The sequence below is a fragment of the Pseudomonas sp. Leaf129 genome (assembly GCF_001423465.1).
GTDB classification, from domain to species: Bacteria; Pseudomonadota; Gammaproteobacteria; order Pseudomonadales; family Pseudomonadaceae; genus Aquipseudomonas; species Aquipseudomonas coleopterorum.
In genome coordinates this window covers 1,683,570-1,703,762 of record NZ_LMOC01000001.1, presented here as the reverse complement: position 1 = coordinate 1,703,762, position 20,193 = coordinate 1,683,570, and the positions used below count along the sequence as shown (strand labels likewise).

Sequence of the window (20,193 nt, the reverse complement as noted above, 5' to 3'; positions counted from 1 at the left end):
TAGAACCCCGTGGAGTGATGGCATGGCGGACGTAAACAAGGTCGTTCTGGCGTATTCCGGCGGCCTGGACACTTCGGTGATCCTCAAGTGGCTGCAGGACACTTATAACTGTGAAGTAGTGACCTTCACTGCCGATCTCGGCCAGGGCGAAGAGGTCGAGCCGGCACGCGCCAAGGCGCAGGCCATGGGCGTCAAGGAAATCTACATCGACGACCTGCGCGAAGAGTTCGTGCGCGACTTCGTGTTCCCGATGTTCCGTGCCAACACCGTGTACGAAGGCGAATACCTGCTGGGCACATCCATCGCACGGCCGTTGATCGCCAAGCGCTTGATCGAAATCGCCAACGAAACCGGTGCGGATGCCATCTCCCACGGCGCCACCGGCAAGGGCAATGACCAGGTGCGTTTCGAGCTGGGTGCCTATGCGCTCAAGCCGGGCGTCAAGGTCATCGCGCCATGGCGCGAGTGGGACCTGCTCTCGCGTGAAAAGCTGATGGACTACGCCGAGAAGCACAACATTCCGATCGAGCGCCACGGCAAGAAGAAGTCGCCGTACTCGATGGACGCCAACCTGTTGCACATCTCCTATGAAGGCGGCGTGCTCGAAGACACCTGGACCGAGCACGAAGAAGACATGTGGCGTTGGACGGTCTCGCCGGAGAACGCCCCGAATACCCCGCAGTATCTGGAGCTGACCTACCGCAACGGCGACATCGTCGCGCTGGACGGCGTCGAGATGACACCTGCCACCGTGCTGGCCACCCTGAACCGCATCGGCGGCGAGCACGGCATTGGCCGGCTGGACATCGTCGAGAACCGCTATGTGGGGATGAAGTCCCGGGGTTGCTACGAAACCCCAGGCGGCACCATCATGCTGCGCGCCCACCGTGCCATCGAATCCATTACCCTGGATCGCGAAGTGGCGCACCTCAAGGACGAGCTGATGCCCAAGTACGCCAGCTTGATCTACACCGGCTACTGGTGGAGCCCTGAGCGCGTGATGCTGCAGCAGATGATCGACGCCTCGCAGGTCAACGTGAACGGTGTGGTCCGGCTCAAGCTGTACAAGGGCAACGTGATCGTCACTGGCCGCAAGTCCGATGACTCGCTGTTCGACGCCAATATCGCGACCTTCGAGGAAGACGGCGGCGCCTACAACCAGGCCGACGCGGCGGGCTTCATCAAGCTCAACGCCTTGCGTATGCGCATTGCCGCGAACAAGGGCCGCACGTTGTTCTGACAGCTGTTTTCACAGCAGCGGTCGCGATACCCGCCAGGCGTGTCCCGAAAACCCCGGTCTCGACCGGGGTTTTTTATTATCCCAACAGTACCGTCCACTTCAGTCGGTTCGGTTGCAACGCCGCGACCTGGCAATTGAGCCTGGCCAGTCGCGCCGCCAGCGCATTGGACAAGGGGGGCGGGGGAGTCTGTCCTACCAGCACGATCAGCAGAGGTCTGGCGTGCTTGCGCGTCTCGAGCGCACTGGCCAGCCGTTCAAGATTGGCCGTCATGCGCGCTCGCGTTGGCAGGCTACTGGTGTCGATGATGTGCAAGTCGTTGTGCGCCAGCGTCACCCGATTGTCGACATGATGTTTATGAACGTCCACTTCGGTATCCAGACTTTCCATGAAGTAAGCCGAACTTTCGAAGTCCGATGGCGAGTAAAGCGCTCGGCGATTGAAGTTGAGCGTGGCGAAAAAAAGAATGGCCAGGAAAGTTGGAAAGCCCACCAGAAACCATATATAGATCGTCTGGCTGGTTTCATCCAGAAAGGGCAGGCTGGCCAAGGCGGATGCCTCGACCATCGCTGTGAACAAGGCGATGATGCCGAGCGGGTTGGGACGGGTGATTTTCTTGTGGGCCACGAATGCCTCGCAGGGCCGCATGGGCCGATGGTTGCTTGGCCACCGATAGTAGTAGGCTCGCCGGGCTGCGCAGGATGCATAATTATCCAACCGACAAAGCCGCGGGACCCTGAGTAGGCAGAAGGCGTCAGGAGCCGTCGTGAAGGCTCTGGCGCGGCGCTTTGCTTCCGAAATGGCGAGCGTTTCCAGGTGGTATTTATCCTGCAACAGCTTGGCTGGTTTACAGGGCACGGCTCAATTGAAGCGGCAGGGCAATTATGCAATGCTCCTGCTCCTTAGTTTCATAAGCAGAGCTCGAAGCCGTCAGGCACTGTACAAGAATTTTCACAGGCTCAATATGTAGGAATATTCTCCTGTCATTGTAGGAAGTGTCTTAGTTATTGCCTGCCCGGATTCTGAATCGTCGAAGACGGCAGGTGTCTGGGGTAATGTGCGGGCTCTAGAATTCGAACCGCGAAAAATTGGATCTTCCCATGAATAAAGTGCTGATCGTGGACGATCATCCGGTCATCCGCCTCGCCGTGCGGCTGCTGATGGAGCGCCATGGCTACGAGGTGGTTGCCGAGACCGACAATGGTGTCGATGCGCTGCAACTGGCCCGTGACCATGCGCCCGACATCGTCATCCTCGACATCGGGATTCCCAAGCTCGATGGGCTGGAGGTGATCAGCCGGCTGACGGTAAGCGAACCTCAGCTCAAGGTGATGGTGCTGACCTCGCAGGCGCCGGGGCATTTTTCCATGCGCTGCATGCAGGCGGGTGCGGCGGGTTATGTGTGCAAGCAGCAGGATCTCACCGAGTTGCTCAGCGCGATCAAGGCGGTACTGTCTGGCTACAGCTATTTCCCCAACCAGGCCTTGCACTCGGTGCGAGCGAGCCTGGGCAATGCCTCGGAGGCCGACATGGTGGATCGCCTGTCGGGGCGAGAAATGATGGTGTTGCAGCAACTGGCCAAGGGCAAATCGAACAAGCAGATCGCCGATGGCATGTTTCTGAGCAACAAGACCGTGAGCACCTACAAGACGCGCTTGCTACAGAAGCTCAATGCCCGGTCGCTCGTCGATCTGATCGAGTTGGCTCAGCGCAATGGGTTGGCCTGATCTGCAGGCAGGCCGTGTGGCCTATAGATCGAAATCGTAGTCAGCCAACTGCCGTTGCAGACGTCTTTCCTCGAGCAGGTTATCGATCGTACGGCGCTTGCTCAGATTGCTCTTGACGGGCTCGACGACGGGCTCGGCTTCTTCACTCTCAGCGGTGATGAAGTCGTCTTCCGTTTCCAGCACTTCTTTATCGGTACTCATGACGTCAGCTCCAGGCATGTGCTGCCAATGGCGGACCTTATAGCGATATTCGAAGACGGCGTAAAAAAGATTTTTTCAATCGAGAGCCGAGCTCTTACAGGCAACCTCAATCGTCGCTGGTCTTGTGCTTGTATTCACACAGGTCTTCGATGCGACAGCTGCCGCAGCGGGGCTTGCGTGCCTGGCAGACGTAACGCCCGTGCAGGATCAGCCAGTGATGCGAGTCGAGCAGGTAAGGCCGAGGGACGAACTTCATCAGTTTCCGTTCAACTTCCACCACGTTCTTGCCGGGGGCGATTCCGGTCCGGTTGCTAACGCGGAATATGTGCGTGTCGACGGCCATGGTCAGTTGTCGAAACGCCGTATTGAGCACCACGTTGGCGGTCTTGCGGCCGACCCCGGGAAGCGCTTCGAGGGCCTCGCGGGTTTGTGGCACCTCGCCACCGTGCCTTTCGACGAGCAAGCGACAGGTCTCGATGACATTGCGGGCCTTGCTGTTGTAGAGACCGATGGTCTTGATGTAGCTCGATAGCCCCTCGACACCCAGCGCATGCATCGCCTGGGGCGTCGGCGCGACGGGAAACAGCTTCGCAGTCGCCTTGTTCACACCGACGTCGGTGGATTGCGCAGAAAGAATCACCGCGATCAGCAATTCGAAGGGTGAACCATAGGCCAGTTCAGTCTTGGGCTCAGGGTTGTCTTCGTGAAGCCGGCGGAAGATTTCCTGGCGTTTCGTGGCGTTCATGGGGCGGATTGGTCCTTCGCGGGCGGGGCTAGAGTGATTGAAGCGCTGTGAGCCGCTCTTCAGCGGCCTCATGTTCGCGGCTCAGAGCTTCGAGTATGAGGAACTGCTCGAACGTGGGTGGGGTCACGAAAGCCTTCTGGGTTTTCGCCAACTGCGCACGGCTCATGGCCACGGCGATTCTCGCCTCTTTCAGAGCGCCATCGCCAGTGCTTGCCTGGGCCGCCTTTGCCGCCTTGATCCGCTCGATCGCCGACATGGCCGGGGACGGCGGTAGCGCGAGGGTCGCCGCTCGCTGCGGCCTGGTTGATCGCTCGGCGTGGCGTGCCGCCTGGACTTTTTGCAGGCGCTGGTTCCGGGCTTCGTAGCGTTGGCGGGCGCGATCGCGCTTGTGCAGACGCACACGTTGCTGTTGCGTGCTGCAGCCGGGGTCGCTCGCCAACGACGTGAACGCTGACGCTGGTGAGGGGCGCATTTCGATGCAATCGACAGGGCAGGGTGCAACGCACAGGTCGCAACCGGTGCATTCGTCGACCAGCACGCTGTGCATCAACTTCGCGGCGCCGAGAATGGCGTCCACCGGACAGGCCTGGATGCACTTGGTGCAGCCGATGCATTCGGCTTCGCGTATATAGGCGATCTGGGCGGGGGCCGTACCATGGGTCGGGTCCGGCGCCAGCACCGGTACCTCAAGCAGCTGCGCCAAGGCGGCGATGGTCGCCGTACCCCCCGGCGGGCAACGGTTGATCGGCTCGCCGGCCTCGATGCCGGCTGCGTAGGGCCGGCAGCCAGCATGGCCACATTTGCCGCACTGAGTCTGTGGCAGCAATGCGTCAATGCGTTCGATCAGGTTCATGGAAGGCCGGAATGCAAAGGGAGGCATGTGTCGATGGTGAGATGGCGGCGATCCCGCCGCTCGTCTTGCGATGAAGACAAGCGGCAGGGCGCGTGAGCCTTGGCTTACTTGATACGCTGGCCCGGCTTGGCACCGCTGTCGGGGCTGAGCAGGTAGATCTCCTCGCCGCCAGGGCCTGCGGCCATGACCATGCCCTCGGAGACGCCGAAGCGCATCTTGCGAGGCTTGAGGTTGGCAATCATCATCGTCAGTCGACCCTCCAGCGCAGCCGGGTCCGGATAGGCGCTCTTGATCCCGGAGAAGACGTTGCGTTGTTCATCGCCGATGTCCAGGGTCAGGCGCAGCAGCTTGTCCGCGCCTTCGACGGCTTCGGCCTTGAGGATCAGCGCAACGCGCAGATCGACCGCGGCGAACGCATCGAAATCGATTTCGGCAGCCAATGGCTCCTTGGCCAGCTCACCGTTACCAGTGGCCGCTACGGCAGGATCCTGAGCAGCGGCCAGGTCCTGCTTGGAAGCGTCGGTCATGGCCTGCACCTTGACCGGGTCGATGCGGGTCATCAATGCCTGGAACGGGTTGAGCGAGTGCTCGGCGAGCCAGGTAGTGTGGTCGTTCCAGGTCAGTGGCTCGATATTGAGGAAACGTTCGGCTTCCCGTGCGAGCTCGGGCAGGACCGGCTTGAGGAAGATGATCAGCTGGCGGAATAGGTTGATACCCACTGCGCAGACGGCCTGCACTTCGTCGGCGCGGCCTTCCTGCTTGGCCAGCGACCAAGGTGCTTTCTCGGCGATCCAGGCATTGGCACGGTCGGCCAAGGCCATGATTTCGCGCATGGCGCGGGCGAAGTCGCGCACTTCGTAGGCTTCGGCGATGCTGGGCGTTGCGTCCAGGAATGCCTTGGTCAGCTCCGGTGCGGCATTCGCGGCGACCAATACGCCGTTGTTGCCCTTGTGGACGAAACCGGCACAACGGCTGGCGATGTTGACCACCTTGCCGACGAGGTCGGAATTGACCTTCTGCACGAAGTCGTCGAGGTTGACGTCCAGATCGTCCACGCCACGGCCCAGCTTGGACGCGAAGTAGTAGCGCAGGTACTCGGGCGCCAGGTGATCCAGGTAGGTACGGGCCTTGATGAACGTGCCACGGGACTTGGACATCTTTTCGCCGTTGACCGTCAGGAAGCCGTGCACGTTGAGCGCCGTCGGCTTGCGGTAGCCGGCGCCTTCGAGCATGGCTGGCCAGAACAGCGCATGGAAATTGATGATGTCCTTGCCGATGAAGTGGTACAGCTCGGCTGTGGAATCCTTGGCCCAGTAAGCATCGAAGTCCAGTTCCGGACGGCGGGCGCAGAGGTTCTTGAAGCTGGCCATGTAACCGATCGGCGCATCCAGCCACACATAGAAGTATTTGCCGGGTTCGCCCGGAATCTCGAAGCCAAAATACGGTGCATCGCGGGAAATGTCCCACTCCTGCAGGCCCGCATCGAGCCATTCGGCGATCTTGTTGGCCACCGCGTCCTGCAGGGTGCCACTGCGGGTCCAGCCTTCGAGCATCTGCTGGAAGTCGGGCAGCTTGAAGAAGAAGTGCTGTGAGTCCTTGAGCACGGGCGTGGCGCCCGAGATCGCCGATTTCGGATCCTTGAGCTCGGTGGGCGCGTAGGTAGCGCCGCACTTTTCGCAGTTGTCACCGTACTGGTCGGGCGCTGCACACTTGGGGCAGGTGCCTTTGATGAAACGGTCGGCGAGGAACATCTGCTTCTGCGGGTCGAAATACTGGGTGACCGAGCGCTGGGCGATATGGCCGGCATCGCGCAGCTTCAGGTAGATCTCGCTGGACAGCTCGCGGTTTTCTTCACTGTGGGTAGAGTGGAAATTGTCGAAGTCCACAAGGAAGTCGGCGAAGTCGGCGCTGTGCTCGGCCTTGACGTTGGCGATCAGTTGCTCGGGCGTGATGCCTTCCTTTTCCGCACGCAGCATGATGGCCGAGCCATGGGCGTCGTCTGCGCAGACATAGACGCACTGATTGCCGCGATGCTTCTGGAAGCGCACCCACATATCGGTCTGGATGTACTCCAGCATGTGGCCAAGGTGGATGGAACCGTTGGCATAGGGCAGGGCGCTGGTGACGAGAATCTTGCGTGGCTCGGACATGGGGCTCGGCTACTGGAAGTGAAACGAAGACCGAACACTATAAAGGCGCGAGGGGATTTTTTCACCTCTTGTCAGGGCCTGCGATGCCGCCAGCCAGTGGGGAGCGCTATGTCATGGCCTGCATGACTGCGACAAAATGTCTCAAGTTGCCGCCGCGGCTGCCGACAACCTGGGATTAGGAGACCTCCCTCATGATTCCGCCCCTGATTCCGATCAGCGTCGTGCCGGTGACCTCGCAACTCGACCCGGTCAAGCCAACGCCGAGCATCGCACCTGTGGCGCCGGCTCAGCCAGGCTCCAATGACAATGCCATCGATCTGCGTCATCACGATGCCGATCAAGCGGCGCTGGTGCTGCGCGAGGAGCAGCGACGGCGTCAGCGCGAAGGCCGACCACCGGATCCGGATGAGCACGCGCCGGTGCCGGGCGACTCGCTCAACGCCGACAACACGGTACCGGTGGCCCCCTTGGTCGAGGACCCGCCGCGCCAGGGACTGTGGGTCGACATCCAGGTCTAGGCAGGGCCGTTCGCGCGCTGCATCATGAACGATTCTTTTCGCCACCGATTCGACACCGCCATGAGCCAAGACGACAACCTGATCGATTTCGCCAGCGAACGCGGCAAGCGTATCCACGACCTCAAGGACAAGCGCCTCAACGAGATGCGTCAGGCCTTCGAACAGGCGCTTCCTCTGGATCCGGCCAAGTCCAGGAAAAAGACCAAGAAGCCGAAGAAGCGTTGACCTAGGTCAATCCAGGCAACGGCGTGCCCGCGTAGGGTGACGTTTCGAGTGGATGCGGGAACGACCAGCGATGATGTTCGATGACATTTTTTTTGCCGGGGCACTGACCTTCGGCCTCGCGACCTTGCTCACGGTCGGCGTTGCGCTGTACATCTGGAGAGATTCCTACAGTGACCGGTGAGCGGTGGCGGATCAACGAAAGGGGCGACTAGGGTCGCCCCTTTTTTGTGGGTCGCGTTCAGGCGATGGTGATGGGTGGCGGGCTGACCAGGGTGACGGTCTGCTGCTTGCGTGGGGCAAGGATTTCAGCTTCGCCGTCGACGACCAGCTCATCGCGCTGATTGAACACGCGGGTGGCGATGCGGACACGGAACTTGGGCAGCTTTTCGAGGATTTCCAGGCGCACGGTCAAGGTGTCGCCCAGTTTCACCGGTTTCTGGAAGCTCATCTGCTGACCCAGGTAGATGGTGCCCGGTCCGGGCAGCTCGCACGCGACAGCGGCGCTGATCAATGCACCGCTGAACATGCCATGGGCGATGCGCTCCTTGAACATGCTGGCGGCGGCGAACTCGGCGTCCAGATGAATCGGGTTGTGGTCTCCCGACATCGCGGCGAACAGCTGGATGTCGCGCTCCTGCACGGTCTTGCTGAAGCTGGCGGTCTGGCCGACTTCGAGCGCTTCGTACGGAGTATTGCTGACTTGGGTCATGGGGGTGCGGGTTCCTTGGCTTGACGGGACCGGTGCCGCGTCAAATAGATTCACGATGTTAACAGGAGGGTCGTGCGCATTTGCGTCGGTTGCGGCAGCTGCTAACGTCGGCAGCATACCGCAGGCGCAATGGCCGGGCGGGCTTCGAATCAGAGGACAATAATAATGCATCCTGATTTCTGGAACGACAAGCGCCCGCCGGGCGTGCCCCACACTCTTGCGGTCGGTGAATTCACCTCCATTGTCGATGTGTTCGACCGCTCCTGTACCACTTTTGCCCAGCGTCCGGCCTTCAGCAACATGGGCGTGACCCTGAGCTATGCCGAGCTCGACCGGTACTGCGCCGCTTTCGCCAGCTGGTTGCAGCAGCACACCGACCTGATCCCCGGCGACCGCATCGCGGTGCAGTTGCCCAACGTCCTGCAATACCCCATTGCGGTGTTCGGTGCATTGCGCGCCGGCCTGGTGGTGGTCAATACCAACCCTTTATACACCGCGCGCGAAATGCGCCATCAGTTCTCCGATTCCGGAGCACGGGCGCTGGTCTACCTCAACCTGTTCGGCGACAAGGTCGAGCAGGTGCTGCAGGACACGAAGCTGGAATACCTGATCGAAGCCCGTCTGGGCGACCTGATGCCCGCTGCCAAGGGCTGGCTGATCAACACGCTGGTGAGCAAGGTCAAGAAGCGCGTCCCTGCCTACCATTTGCCCCAGGCGATACCCTTCAAGACGATTCTGGCGCAAGGCGCGGGGTCGCCACCCCGTCCGGTGACGCCGACCCTCGATGACCTCGCGGTGCTGCAATACACCGGCGGCACCACTGGGCTGGCCAAGGGCGCCATGCTCACTCATGGCAATCTGGTCGCCAACATGCTGCAGGTGAGGGCCTGTTTCCGCCAGCTCGACGAGCAGGGCCAGACGATCCTGCGCGAAGGCCACGAGGTGATGATCGCGCCGCTGCCGCTCTACCACGTGTACGCGTTCACGGCGAACTGCCTGTGCATGATGGTCACCGGCAACCATAACGTGCTGATCACCAACCCCCGCGATATCGGCGCCTTCATCAAGGAGCTGAAGAAATGGAAGTTCACCGCCTTGCTGGGCCTGAACACGCTGTTTGTGGCATTGATGGAGCATGCCGAGTTTCGCTCCCTGGATTTCTCCCATCTCAAGGTCACCAACTCCGGTGGTACGGCGCTGGTCAAGGCCACGGCCGAGCGCTGGGAAAGCCTGACCGGCTGCCGCATCGTCGAAGGCTACGGCCTGACCGAGACGTCGCCGGTGGCCTGCACCAATCCCTATGGCCAGAGCGCGCGCATCGGCAGCGTGGGCATTCCCGTGGTCGGCACCGGGCTGAAGGTGATCGACGACCAAGGGGCCGAGTTGCCGCTGGGCGAGCGTGGCGAGCTGTGCATCCAGGGTCCGCAGGTGATGCGCGGCTATTGGCAGCAGCCCGAGGCGACCGCCGAGGCGCTGGACGCGCACGGCTGGTTCAAGACCGGCGACATCGCCGTCATCGATCCCGATGGCTACGTGCGCATCGTCGACCGCAAGAAGGACCTGATCATCGTTTCGGGTTTCAACGTCTATCCGAACGAAATCGAGGACGTGGTCATGGCGCATCCTCAGGTTGCCAATTGCGCGGCCATCGGGGTAGCGGACGAGCGCTCCGGCGAGGCGGTCAAGCTGTTCGTGGTGGCCCGTGATCCACAGCTGACCACGGCTGAGCTGATGGCCTACTGCAAGGCCAACTTCACCGGCTACAAGCTGCCACGGGAAATCGTCCTGCGCGACGCCTTGCCGATGACACCCGTGGGCAAGATCCTGCGACGTGAACTGCGCGACGGTTGATGTAGCTGATGAGGTTGTCGCTGGCGTGGTAGACGGGCGCCAGCGAGCTCGAATACAACCTGAAGTCGATGTGACCCAAACTGTAAATCCGGTCACAATGGTGACCGATTGGCCACCTTCAGCCTCTAGTCGCCTCATGGCAAAGCTGCTACTCTCGGCGCGCTTTTCGGCATTCGGACCTGTATGGGTCGTGCTGACATATCAATAATAATCGCATCGAATGCGGTGAAGATTCGCTGGCGCTGGAGGAGTGGGCTTCCATGATCGAAAATTTCTGGAAGGATAAGTATCCGGCTGGAATCGCGGCGGATATCGATCCAGACATGTATCCCAATATCCAGGCAGTGCTCAAGCAGTCCTGCCAGCGCTTCGCCGACAAGCCGGCGTTCAGCAACCTGGGCAAGACCCTCACCTACGGTGAGCTTTACGAGCTATCGGGAGCCTTCGCCGCCTATCTGCAGCAGAACACCGACCTGGTGCCGGGTGATCGCATTGCGGTGCAGTTGCCCAACGTCCTGCAGTATCCGGTGGCGGTCTTCGGTGCGATTCGCGCAGGCCTGGTGGTGGTCAATACCAACCCGCTGTATACCGCGCGGGAAATGGAGCACCAGTTCAAGGACTCCGGCGCCAAGGCCCTGGTGTGCCTGGCCAACATGGCGCACCTGGCGGAAAAGGTCGTCCCCAAGACGTCCGTCCGCCATGTCATCGTCACTGAAGTCGCCGACCTGCTGCCGCCGCTCAAGCGTCTGCTGGTCAACAGCGTGATCAAGTACGTGAAGAAGATGGTCCCGGCCTATCATCTGCCACGGGCAGTGAAGTTCAACGATGTGTTGAGCAAGGGGCGCGGCCAAATCGTCAACGAGGCCAACCCGGCCAGCTCGGAAGTGGCCGTGTTGCAGTACACCGGCGGCACCACCGGCGTGGCGAAGGGGGCGATGCTCACCCATCGCAACCTGGTGGCCAACATGCTGCAGTGCAAGGCCTTGATGGGGTCCAACCTCGACGAAGGCTGCGAAATACTGATCACGCCGCTGCCGCTCTACCATATCTATGCCTTCACCTTTCACTGCATGGCCATGATGCTGATCGGCAACCACAACGTGCTGATCAGCAACCCGCGCGACTTGCAGGCGATGGTCAAGGAACTGTCGAAGTGGAAGTTCAGCGGCTTCGTCGGGCTCAACACGCTGTTCGTGGCCCTGTGCAACAACGAGGCGTTTCGCAAGCTGGACTTCTCGGCGCTGAAAGTCACGCTGTCGGGCGGCATGGCCTTGCAACTGGCCGCCGCCGAGCGCTGGAAAGAAGTGACCGGCTGCGCCATCTGCGAAGGTTACGGCATGACCGAAACCAGCCCGGTGGCGACGGTCAACCCCAACCAGCGCATCCAGATCGGTACCATCGGCATTCCCGTGCCGTCCACTCTGGCCAAGATAATCAACGATGCAGGCGAAGAACTGCCATTGGGTGAGATCGGCGAGTTGTGCATCAAGGGCCCGCAAGTCATGAAGGGCTATTGGCAGCGCCAGGAGGCCACCGCCGAGATCCTCGATGCGCAGGGCTGGCTGAAGACCGGCGACATTGCGCTGATCCAGCCCGACGGCTACATGCGTATCGTCGATCGCAAGAAGGACATGATCCTGGTCTCGGGCTTCAACGTGTACCCCAACGAACTCGAGGACGTCCTCGCCACCTTGCCGGGCGTGCTGCAGTGCGCCGCCATCGGCATACCGGACGAAAAGTCCGGCGAGTCGATCAAGATCTTCGTCGTGGCCAAACCTGGTGTCACCCTGACCAAGGAAAAGGTCATGGAACATATGCGCGCCAACGTCACTGCCTACAAGGTTCCGCGCACGGTTGAATTCCGTGATGTGCTGCCGACCACCAACGTGGGCAAGATCCTGCGCCGCGAGCTGCGCGATGAAGAACTGAAGAAGCTGGGCATCAAGAAATCGGCTTGATCCCTGCCGGGTGCCGGGTGCCGGGTGCTACCGACACAACCCCCGCAAATCTGCGACAATTGCGGGGTGTGACCTTCGACGTACCCCACCAAGACCTCTGCGTACCTGATGACCGACCAAACCGCTTCGATTGACCAGCTGCTGAAAAACCTCGACCAGGCCATGATCGGCGACCGTCACCGCCTGCGCCGGCAGTTGCATGAACTGCGCAAGCGGCCCGACGAGGCAAAGCTTGGTCAGTGGGTCGAGAAAGTCCAGGCTTCGTTCGCTCGCGTCGAGGCGCGTCGGCTGAGCGTGCCGACCGTGCGCTACGACGACAGTCTGCCCATTGCCGCCAAGCGCGATGAAATCAAGAAGGTGCTCGCCGAGCATCAGGTGCTGATCATTGCCGGCGAAACCGGCTCGGGCAAGACCACCCAGTTGCCCAAGATCTGCCTGGAGCTGGGCCGCGGCCAGCATGGCTTGATTGCCCACACTCAGCCACGCCGGATCGCTGCGCGCAGCGTGGCCAGTCGTGTCGCCGAGGAACTGGCGACGCCGCTGGGCGGGTTGGTGGGTTACCAGGTGCGTTTCGAAGATCAGAGCGATGCCAATACCCTGGTCAAGCTGATGACCGATGGCATCCTGCTGGCCGAGACCCAGCATGATCGTTTTCTCGAACGCTACGACACCATCATCGTCGACGAGGCCCACGAGCGCAGCCTGAACATCGATTTCCTGTTGGGCTACCTGAAGACCCTGCTGCCACGGCGTCCCGACCTCAAGGTCATCATCACGTCGGCCACCATCGATCTGCAGCGCTTCTCCGAGCATTTCGACGATGCGCCGATCATCGAGGTGTCCGGGCGCACTTTCCCGGTCGACACCTGGTACCGACCGCTGACGGCCGAGCAGGACGAAGAAGGCAACCAGATCGAGAACGACCTGACCGTCGACCAGGCGATTCTGGCGGCGCTCGACGAAATCGCCGCCTTCGAGCGCAGCGAGCGCAAGACGCCGGGCGACGTGCTGGTGTTCCTGCCCGGCGAACGCGAGATCCGCGATGCTGCCGACATGCTGCGCAAGGCTCAACTGCGGCACACGGAAATCCTGCCGCTGTACGCGCGCCTGTCGCCGGCCGAGCAGCAGCGCATTTTCCAGTCCCATCCCGGGCGTCGCGTGGTGCTGGCCACCAACGTGGCGGAGACCTCGCTGACCGTGCCCGGCATCCGCTACGTGATCGACAGCGGCACCGCGCGCATCAGTCGCTACAGCTACCGGGCCAAGGTCCAGCGTCTGCCGATCGAGGCGGTGTCCCAGGCCAGCGCCAATCAGCGCAAGGGTCGCTGTGGCCGAGTCGAGCCCGGCATCTGCATCCGCCTGTACAGCGAAGAGGATTTTCTCTCGCGCCCCGAATTCACCGATCCCGAGATTCTGCGCACCAACCTGGCGGCGGTGATCCTGCAGATGCTGCACCTGCGCCTGGGCGAAATCGACCGCTTCCCGTTCATCGAGCCACCGGACGGCAAGGCCATCAGCGATGGCTTCAACCTGCTGCAGGAGCTGTCCGCGGTCAACCGCGAGAACCAGCTGACGCCGATGGGCCGACAGTTGGCGCGCTTGCCGATCGATCCACGGTTGGGACGCATGCTGCTCGAAGGCGCGCGCCAGGGCAGTTTGCAGGAAGTGTTGATCATCGCCAGCGTACTATCGGTGCAGGATCCGCGCGAGCGTCCGCCCGAGCGTCAGCAGGCGGCCGACCAGGCCCACGCGCAGTGGAAGGATGCCGACTCGGATTTCGCCGCGCTGGTCAACCTGTGGCGTGGTTTCGAAACCCAGCGTCAGGAACTGGGCTCCAGTGCGTTGCGCAACTGGTGCCGCAAACAGTTCCTCAATTACCTGCGCCTGCGCGAATGGCGTGATGCGCACCGTCAACTGAGCCTGATCTGCCGTGACCTGCAACTGCAAGTGAACAAGGACGCTGCGGACTATCCCAAGTTTCACAAGGCGGTGTTGTCCGGCCTGCTCAGCCAGATCGGCCAGAAAACCGAAGACGGCGACTATCTGGGCGCGCGACAGCGTCGTTTCTGGGTGCATCCGTCGTCGGGCATGGGGCGCAAGAAGCCGCAGTGGCTGATGGCCGCCGAGCTGGTCGAGACGACCAAGCTGTATGCGCGCATGGTCGCCAAGATCGAGCCGGACTGGATCGAACCGCTAGCCGGGCACCTGATCAAGAAAAACCATTTCGAGCCGCATTGGGAGAAGAAGCGCGGTCAGGTGGTGGCGTTCGAGCAGATCACCCTCTACGGCATGATCGTGGTTGGCCGTCGCCCGGTGCATTTCGGACCCATCGACCCGGTGGCGTCGCGCGAGCTGTTCATTCGCGAAGGGCTGGTGCGCGGCGAGATCCAGTCACGGGCCAAGTGCCTGACGGCCAACCGCCAGCTGCTCGAGCAGCTCGACGAGCTGGAGGCCAAGGCCCGCCGACGCGACATTCTGGCCGACGAAGAAACCCTCTACGGGTTCTACGAGGCGCGCCTGCCCGCCGAGATCCACCAGACGGCGACGTTCGACAGCTGGTACAAGATCAACAGCCAGAAGAACCCCGATCTTCTGATCATGCGCGAAGAGGACGTACTGGCCCGCGAGGCCAGCGAAGTCACAGCCGCGCAATATCCTGACACCCTGCGTCTGGGCGATCTGAGCCTGCAGCAGAGCTACCACTTCGAGCCCAATCACCCTCGCGACGGCGTCACCCTGCGCGTGCCCGCGCCGCTGCTGCCGGCCTTGCCGGGCGAGCGCCTGGAATGGCTGGTGCCGGGGTTGCTGGAGGCCAAGTGCATTTCCCTGGTGCGCAACCTGCCCAAGGCCCTGCGCAAGAATTTCGTGCCGGTGCCGGACTTCGTTCGCGCCGCCCTCGCACGTCTGACCTTCGGCGAAGGCTCTTTGCCCCAGGCCCTGGGCCGCGAACTGCTACGCATGACCGGCGCGCGGGTCAGCGACGAGGCATGGGCCGAGGCCGCGCAGCAGGTCGACAGCCATCTGCGGATGAACATCGAAGTGCTCGACGGCCAAGGCAAATTTCTTGGTGAGGGACGTGACCTGGCCGAGCTGACCGCGCGTTTCGCCGAGGCCAGCAGCGCCGCATTGGCGGTGCCGAATACCGCGAAGAGCCAGCAACCGGTGCAGGCCAAGGCGTTCGCCAAGGTCGAGCAGACCACCCAGCAGAACATCGCCGGACTGTCGATGACGGTCTACCCGGCCTTGGTCGAGGAAGGCGGCACGGTCAAGGAAGGGCGGTTCTCGACCAGCGCCGAAGCCGAGTACCAGCACCGACGCGCCCTGCAGCGGCTGCTGCTGCAGCAACTGGCCGAACCGGCCAAGTTCCTGCGCAGCAAGTTGCCGGGCCAGACCGAACTGGGCCTGCTGTACCGAGAACTCGGCCGTGTCGAAGCCCTCGTCGAGGACATCCTGCTGGCCAGCCTGGACAGTTGCGTGCTGGAAGGTGAAGCAAGCCTGCCGCGCGACGGTGTGGCGCTGGCGGCACTGGCCGAGCGCAAGCGCGGAGCCTGGGCAGAGCACGCCGAACGTCTGGCGCGCCTGACGTTGGATATCCTCAAGCTGTGGCATGGCTTGCAAAAGCGCTTCAAGGGCAAGATCGATCTGACCCATGCCGTGGCGCTGAACGATATCAAACAGCAGTTGAGCCATCTGGTCTATCCCGGTTTCGTGCGCGATACCCCGGCAGCCTGGCTCAAGGAAATGCCGCGCCTGCTCAAGGCGGTCGAGCTACGCTTGGAGAAGCTGCCGGGTCAGGTGCAGAAAGATCGAGTCTGGAGCGGCGAGTTGGCTAATCTGTGGAGCCAGTATCAGACACGCCTGAACAAGCATGGCCAGGAGGGCAAGCGTGATCCACAGCTGGAGGTATACCGCTGGCTGCTGGAGGAGTATCGAGTGTCGTTGTTCGCGCAACAGTTGGGCACCAAGGTGCCCGTGTCGGACAAGCGCTTGAGCAAGCAGTGGAGTGCAGTGGACGCCTGAGTGCGGCCCGGTCTTTCGACTCGGGCTTGCGTGGCATTCATCTGATTGAGTTGCCCCTAACAATAGAGGAACGACCGTGCATAACGTCGTCATCAGCGGCACCGGCCTGTACACACCGGCCCAGAGCATCTCCAACGAGGAGCTGGTCGAGTCTTTCAACACTTATGTAGCCGCCTTCAACCAAGACAACGCTGCGGCCATCGAGCGCGGCGACGTGCAGGCACTGGCCCCCTCCAGCGCGGCCTTCATCGAGAAAGCCAGCGGCATCAAGAGCCGCTTCGTCATGGACAAGGCGGGCATTCTCGATCCGCAGCGGATGAAACCCAACCTGCCCGAGCGCAGCAACGAAGAGCAGTCGATTCTGTGCCAGATGGCCGTGGCTGCAGCGGAGCAGGCGCTGCAACGCGCCGGTCGCACGGCTGCCGACGTCGACGCGGTGATCGTTGCCTGTTCCAACCTGCAACGGCCTTACCCGGCGGTGGCCATCGAGGTGCAACAGGCGCTGGGTATCCAGGGCTTCGGTTTCGACATGAACGTAGCATGTTCGTCGGCCACCTTCGGTATCCAGCAAGCCAGCAACAGCGTGCAGTTGGGACAGGCGCGGGCGGTGCTGGTGGTGAGCCCAGAGATCTGCACCGGGCACCTGAATTTCCGCGACCGCGACAGCCACTTCATCTTCGGCGATGCGGCCACTGCCGTGTTGGTGGAGCGTGCGGACTTGGCGACCTCGGCCCACCAGTTCGACATCGTCAGCACCCGTCTGCAGACCCAGTTTTCCAACAATATTCGCAACAACTTCGGTTTTCTGAATCGGGCGGAGGCGCTGGGGCCTGGTGGAGAGGACAAACTGTTCGTCCAGGAAGGTCGCAAGGTGTTCAAGGAAGTTTGCCCGATGGTTGCCGAGCTGATCGCCGCCCACTTGGCGCAGAACGACATTGCCGTGCAGGCCGTCAGGCGGTTCTGGCTGCACCAGGCCAACCTGAGCATGAACCACTTGATCGTGAAGAAGCTGCTGGGCCGCGATGCCAGCGTCGAGGAGGCGCCGGTGATTCTCGACCGCTATGCCAACACCAGTTCGGCCGGCTCGGTGATCGCCTTGCATACCCATCAGGACGACCTGGCAGCGGGTTCGCTCGGCGTGCTGAGCTCGTTCGGTGCAGGCTATTCGATTGGTAGCGTGATTCTGCGCAAGCGCTGATCGACGGCGGCATTGGCAATGAAAAAGGCGCAACCTGCGATGCACTCGCAGCTTGCGCCTTTTGTCTGAAGCGAGGAGAGCAGGCTTAGAACTTGGCTTCCAGGTCCAGCTGCAGGGTGTTCACGTCGGCATCGGTACGGGTACGACTGGCGACGTCGGATTCGGCCAGGAAGTAGGTGGCACCGACGGCGAAGTTCTTGTCGATCTCGTAGCCCAGCTTGACCTTGTGGCCGCGCGAGCCGGTGAAACCGTTGGCGAAGTCGGAGTCGGTGAATGCGCCCACCACGGCATTGCGTTGCACGTCGCGGTAGTTGTAGTCCAGGCCGAAACCGGCGAACTTGGTCTTGAAGCCGGTCAACCATGCGGTGTCCTGCTTGCCGACGGTGGCGGTGGCTTCGGCATCGCCGTTGACCACGTACTGGCCATAGATCGACAGCGGCAGGGGCAGGCCGGTGATGTCCAGCTGACCGAAGCCTTCGTACAGGGTGAATTCGGTCGAGGCGTTGCCGTTGACGGCCAGTACGGCAGCGGCGTTGGTCGCGTTGTCGTTGTCGTAGGAATAGACGCTGCCGCCCAGGGTCATCTTGACGTTGTCGCCCAGCGCGAAGCGCGCGCCGGCCTGGCCGGTGTACATGCGCAGGTCATGTTCGAACTGGCGACCTTCACCGTCGATGTTGTCGGTCAGCACGTAGTAGCCGGTGCTGCCGAACAGTTCGGCGCCGCCCAATGGCAGCTTGTAGGTGGCGGCCACACCCTCGGGGTTGATGTCGCCGTCCCAGATCACGTCGCCCATGCTGACCCAAGGTTGGCTCATCTTGCCGCCGATCAGGTGCAGGTCCTTGACGGCCGTTGGGTGCCAGTCCAGGTAGGCCTGATCGAGCCAGATGGATTTCTTGCTGAAGGCGCCATCCAGGCTCTGGTTGGTGGAGCGGGCATCGGCGCTGCTGCCGGTGGCGACGCGGATACCGGCATCGACCTGCGGGTTGATCTCGCTGTAGACGCCCAGACGTGCGCGGATGCGCTGGCGGTCCTGGTTGCGGTCGCCGCTGGAACCATCACGTTCGCCGTCGACGTTGATGCTTTCATGACGCAGGCGCACGTCGCCCTTGATCTGGGTCTTCGCGGCCCAGGCGACTTTTTGGTCGAATGCGCTCATCTTCTTCGATTGTTCGGCGGCAGCCACTTGTTGGGCCTGTTTCTCACTGTCCAGCTCGGTCTTCAATTCGGCGTATTGCGCGGCGTTGATCGAGCCGTTGGCGCGCAGCATGTCGAGCAGCTTGGCATCGACCGCAGCACTGGCCTGGCTGCTGATGGCCATCAGAACGGTGGCGCTCAGGCTGACCTTGGTGAGTGTTGAAACACGACGCATGACATTCTCCCTATCGCAAAAAAAGGCCGGCAAGCGCCGAACCTGAAAGTGCTTTCGGACACGCCTGGCAGATGGCGTGGCAGACCCCGAAAAACTGGCGCAAGTATTGCGAGGGGTGATGACAAAACAATGTCAGAACAATGGCTTAGTGATGACATTGAAAAGACGGTATGCATTGATCCAGAGCGTTCGCCGAGTGATGGCACCGTATTGGCGGGTGACCGCAGGCAGATGCTGCGCGATACTGCTCGGCACGTCTCATCCATTGGAGCCTACCGATGCCGTTGCATGTTGCTGCCAGCTTGTCCGCCGTCGACGCCGCGCAATGGGACGTGCTGCTGCCCGAATCCCAACCGTTCCTGCGCCATGGCTTTCTCAGCGCACTGGAAGACAGTGGCAGTCTGGGCGAGCGCTCCGGTTGGGCGCCGGAGCACTTGGTGCTGATCGAAGAGGGGCAGCTAGTGGCGGCCTTGCCCAGCTATCGTAAATGGCATTCGTATGGGGAGTATGTGTTCGATCACGGCTGGGCCGACGCCTGCGCGCGGGCCGGTATCGACTACTACCCCAAGCTGCTGGGGGCGGTGCCGTTCAGTCCGGTCAGCGGCCCACGCTTGTTGATGCGCCGGCCCGAGTATGGCGTCGAGTTGCTGCGCAGTGTGCCGGGGTACCTGGAGCTGGAAGGACTCAGTGGTGCGCATGTCAATTTCACCGATCCTGCCTTCGATGCGCTGATCGGCGCCGAGGAAGGCTGGATGGAACGGCTGGGTTGCCAGTATCACTGGCATAACCGCGGCTATCGGGATTTCGAGGATTTTCTCGATGCACTCAGCTCGCGCAAGCGCAAGCAGATGCGCAAGGAGCGCGAACAGGTACGGGCGCAAGGCATCGAGTTCGAATGGCGCGAGGGCGGGCAGGTCAGCGAGGCCGAATGGGATTTCGTCTATGCCTGCTACGCCAACACCTACCATGTGCGTGGGCGCTCGCCTTACCTGACCCGAGACTTCTTCAGCCTACTGGCCGAACGCATGCCCGAGGCGATACGCGTGGTGTTGGCGACCCATGAACGTCGGCCGGTGGCGATGGCTTTCAGTCTGTTGGGTGGCGACAGTTTCTATGGTCGCTATTGGGGATGCCTGGCCGAATATGACCGTCTGCACTTCGAGACCTGTTTCTTTCAGGGCATGGACTATGCGATTGCCCACGGTATCCAGCGTTTCGATGCCGGGGCCCAGGGTGAGCACAAGTTGATCCGCGGGTTCGAGCCGGTGATCACGCGGTCATGGCACTACCTGCGGCATCCGGGATTGCGGGCTGCGGTGGAGAATTTTCTGCAAGAGGAGCGGGTGGGGGTGCTGGGGTACGCGGAGCAAGCGCGGGAGGCGTTGCCGTATCGGCAGGCCTGAGTCATTCATTGACCGGTTCTACAGGGGT

At 61.8% G+C, this 20,193-nt stretch carries 17 protein-coding genes; 10 read left to right on the top strand and 7 right to left on the bottom strand.

All coding sequences use genetic code 11. The features are described from left to right. The first annotated feature begins 22 nt into the window (after positions 1-22). Positions 23-1,240, top strand: coding sequence for an argininosuccinate synthase (locus ASF66_RS07420; protein ID WP_049861116.1), 1,218 nt, complete (start codon positions 23-25; stop codon positions 1,238-1,240). Positions 1,241-1,316: 76 nt separating this feature from the next. Here the strand turns inward: ASF66_RS07420 and ASF66_RS07415 are convergent, their stop codons facing one another. Further along, positions 1,317-1,865 carry a hypothetical protein gene (locus ASF66_RS07415; RefSeq protein WP_156463143.1) on the bottom strand — a complete coding sequence of 183 codons (549 nt, stop codon included), beginning with the start codon at positions 1,863-1,865 and terminating at the stop codon, positions 1,317-1,319. 473 nt (positions 1,866-2,338) lie between these two features. Here ASF66_RS07415 and ASF66_RS07410 point away from each other — a divergent pair, with 473 nt between their 5' ends. Beyond that, positions 2,339-2,965, top strand: coding sequence for a response regulator transcription factor (locus ASF66_RS07410; protein WP_049861113.1), 627 nt, complete (start codon positions 2,339-2,341; stop codon positions 2,963-2,965). Between the two features lie 21 nt (positions 2,966-2,986). Here the strand turns inward: ASF66_RS07410 and ASF66_RS07405 are convergent, their stop codons facing one another. The 4 genes from ASF66_RS07405 to metG form a co-directional block, all read right to left on the bottom strand. Further along, positions 2,987-3,166, bottom strand: coding sequence for a PA3496 family putative envelope integrity protein (locus ASF66_RS07405; protein WP_049861112.1), 180 nt, complete (start codon positions 3,164-3,166; stop codon positions 2,987-2,989). A 106-nt stretch (positions 3,167-3,272) separates the two neighbouring features. Further along, positions 3,273-3,911 carry an endonuclease III gene (gene nth / locus ASF66_RS07400; RefSeq protein ID WP_049861111.1) on the bottom strand — a complete coding sequence of 213 codons (639 nt, stop codon included), beginning with the start codon at positions 3,909-3,911 and terminating at the stop codon, positions 3,273-3,275. Between the two features lie 28 nt (positions 3,912-3,939). Continuing rightward, positions 3,940-4,764 carry an RnfABCDGE type electron transport complex subunit B gene (locus ASF66_RS07395; protein WP_056843311.1) on the bottom strand — a complete coding sequence of 275 codons (825 nt, stop codon included), beginning with the start codon at positions 4,762-4,764 and terminating at the stop codon, positions 3,940-3,942. A gap of 104 nt (positions 4,765-4,868) precedes the next feature. Further along, complete coding sequence (metG, locus tag ASF66_RS07390) at positions 4,869-6,914, bottom strand: methionine--tRNA ligase (RefSeq protein ID WP_056843310.1); 2,046 nt, start codon at positions 6,912-6,914, stop codon at positions 4,869-4,871. Positions 6,915-7,105: 191 nt separating this feature from the next. Between metG and ASF66_RS07385 the strand changes: the two genes are divergently transcribed. The 3 genes from ASF66_RS07385 (at position 7,106) to ASF66_RS23205 (ending at position 7,838) form a co-directional block, all read left to right on the top strand. After that, entirely contained in the window at positions 7,106-7,432 is a 327-nt protein-coding gene (locus ASF66_RS07385; RefSeq protein ID WP_049861108.1) for a hypothetical protein, read from the top strand. Positions 7,433-7,456: 24 nt separating this feature from the next. Next, positions 7,457-7,657, top strand: coding sequence for a hypothetical protein (locus tag ASF66_RS07380; RefSeq protein ID WP_056843309.1), 201 nt, complete (start codon positions 7,457-7,459; stop codon positions 7,655-7,657). Between the two features lie 73 nt (positions 7,658-7,730). Next, a complete protein-coding gene (locus ASF66_RS23205; protein ID WP_442962752.1) occupies positions 7,731-7,838 on the top strand; it encodes a cytochrome c oxidase subunit CcoM in 108 nt (35 codons plus the stop codon). Positions 7,839-7,895: 57 nt separating this feature from the next. Here ASF66_RS23205 and ASF66_RS07375 read toward each other — a convergent pair whose 3' ends face one another. Beyond that, positions 7,896-8,366: a MaoC family dehydratase gene (locus tag ASF66_RS07375; RefSeq protein WP_056843308.1), complete on the bottom strand. Its 471-nt coding sequence runs from the start codon at positions 8,364-8,366 to the stop codon at positions 7,896-7,898. 165 nt (positions 8,367-8,531) lie between these two features. On the opposite strand from ASF66_RS07375, the gene fadD2 reads away from it, so the two are divergent. The 4 genes from fadD2 (at position 8,532) to ASF66_RS07355 (ending at position 17,393) form a co-directional block, all read left to right on the top strand. After that, the gene (gene fadD2, locus ASF66_RS07370) at positions 8,532-10,217 is read left to right on the top strand and encodes a long-chain-fatty-acid--CoA ligase FadD2 (RefSeq protein ID WP_056843307.1); all 1,686 of its coding nucleotides are present in this window, start codon (positions 8,532-8,534) and stop codon (positions 10,215-10,217) included. Between the two features lie 260 nt (positions 10,218-10,477). Further along, positions 10,478-12,175 carry a long-chain-fatty-acid--CoA ligase FadD1 gene (gene fadD1, locus ASF66_RS07365; protein WP_056843306.1) on the top strand — a complete coding sequence of 566 codons (1,698 nt, stop codon included), beginning with the start codon at positions 10,478-10,480 and terminating at the stop codon, positions 12,173-12,175. A 108-nt stretch (positions 12,176-12,283) separates the two neighbouring features. Continuing rightward, positions 12,284-16,195, top strand: coding sequence for an ATP-dependent RNA helicase HrpA (hrpA, locus tag ASF66_RS07360; protein WP_056843305.1), 3,912 nt, complete (start codon positions 12,284-12,286; stop codon positions 16,193-16,195). Between the two features lie 76 nt (positions 16,196-16,271). Further along, positions 16,272-17,393 (top strand): beta-ketoacyl-ACP synthase III, encoded by a 1,122-nt coding sequence (locus ASF66_RS07355; RefSeq protein ID WP_049861102.1) that lies wholly within the window; start codon positions 16,272-16,274, stop codon positions 17,391-17,393. A gap of 85 nt (positions 17,394-17,478) precedes the next feature. Here ASF66_RS07355 and ASF66_RS07350 read toward each other — a convergent pair whose 3' ends face one another. Beyond that, entirely contained in the window at positions 17,479-18,762 is a 1,284-nt protein-coding gene (locus ASF66_RS07350) for a putative porin (protein WP_049861101.1), read from the bottom strand. Positions 18,763-19,040: 278 nt separating this feature from the next. On the opposite strand from ASF66_RS07350, the gene ASF66_RS07345 reads away from it, so the two are divergent. Further along, the gene (locus ASF66_RS07345; protein ID WP_056843304.1) at positions 19,041-20,165 is read left to right on the top strand and encodes a GNAT family N-acetyltransferase; all 1,125 of its coding nucleotides are present in this window, start codon (positions 19,041-19,043) and stop codon (positions 20,163-20,165) included. The last annotated feature ends 28 nt before the right edge of the window (positions 20,166-20,193 follow it).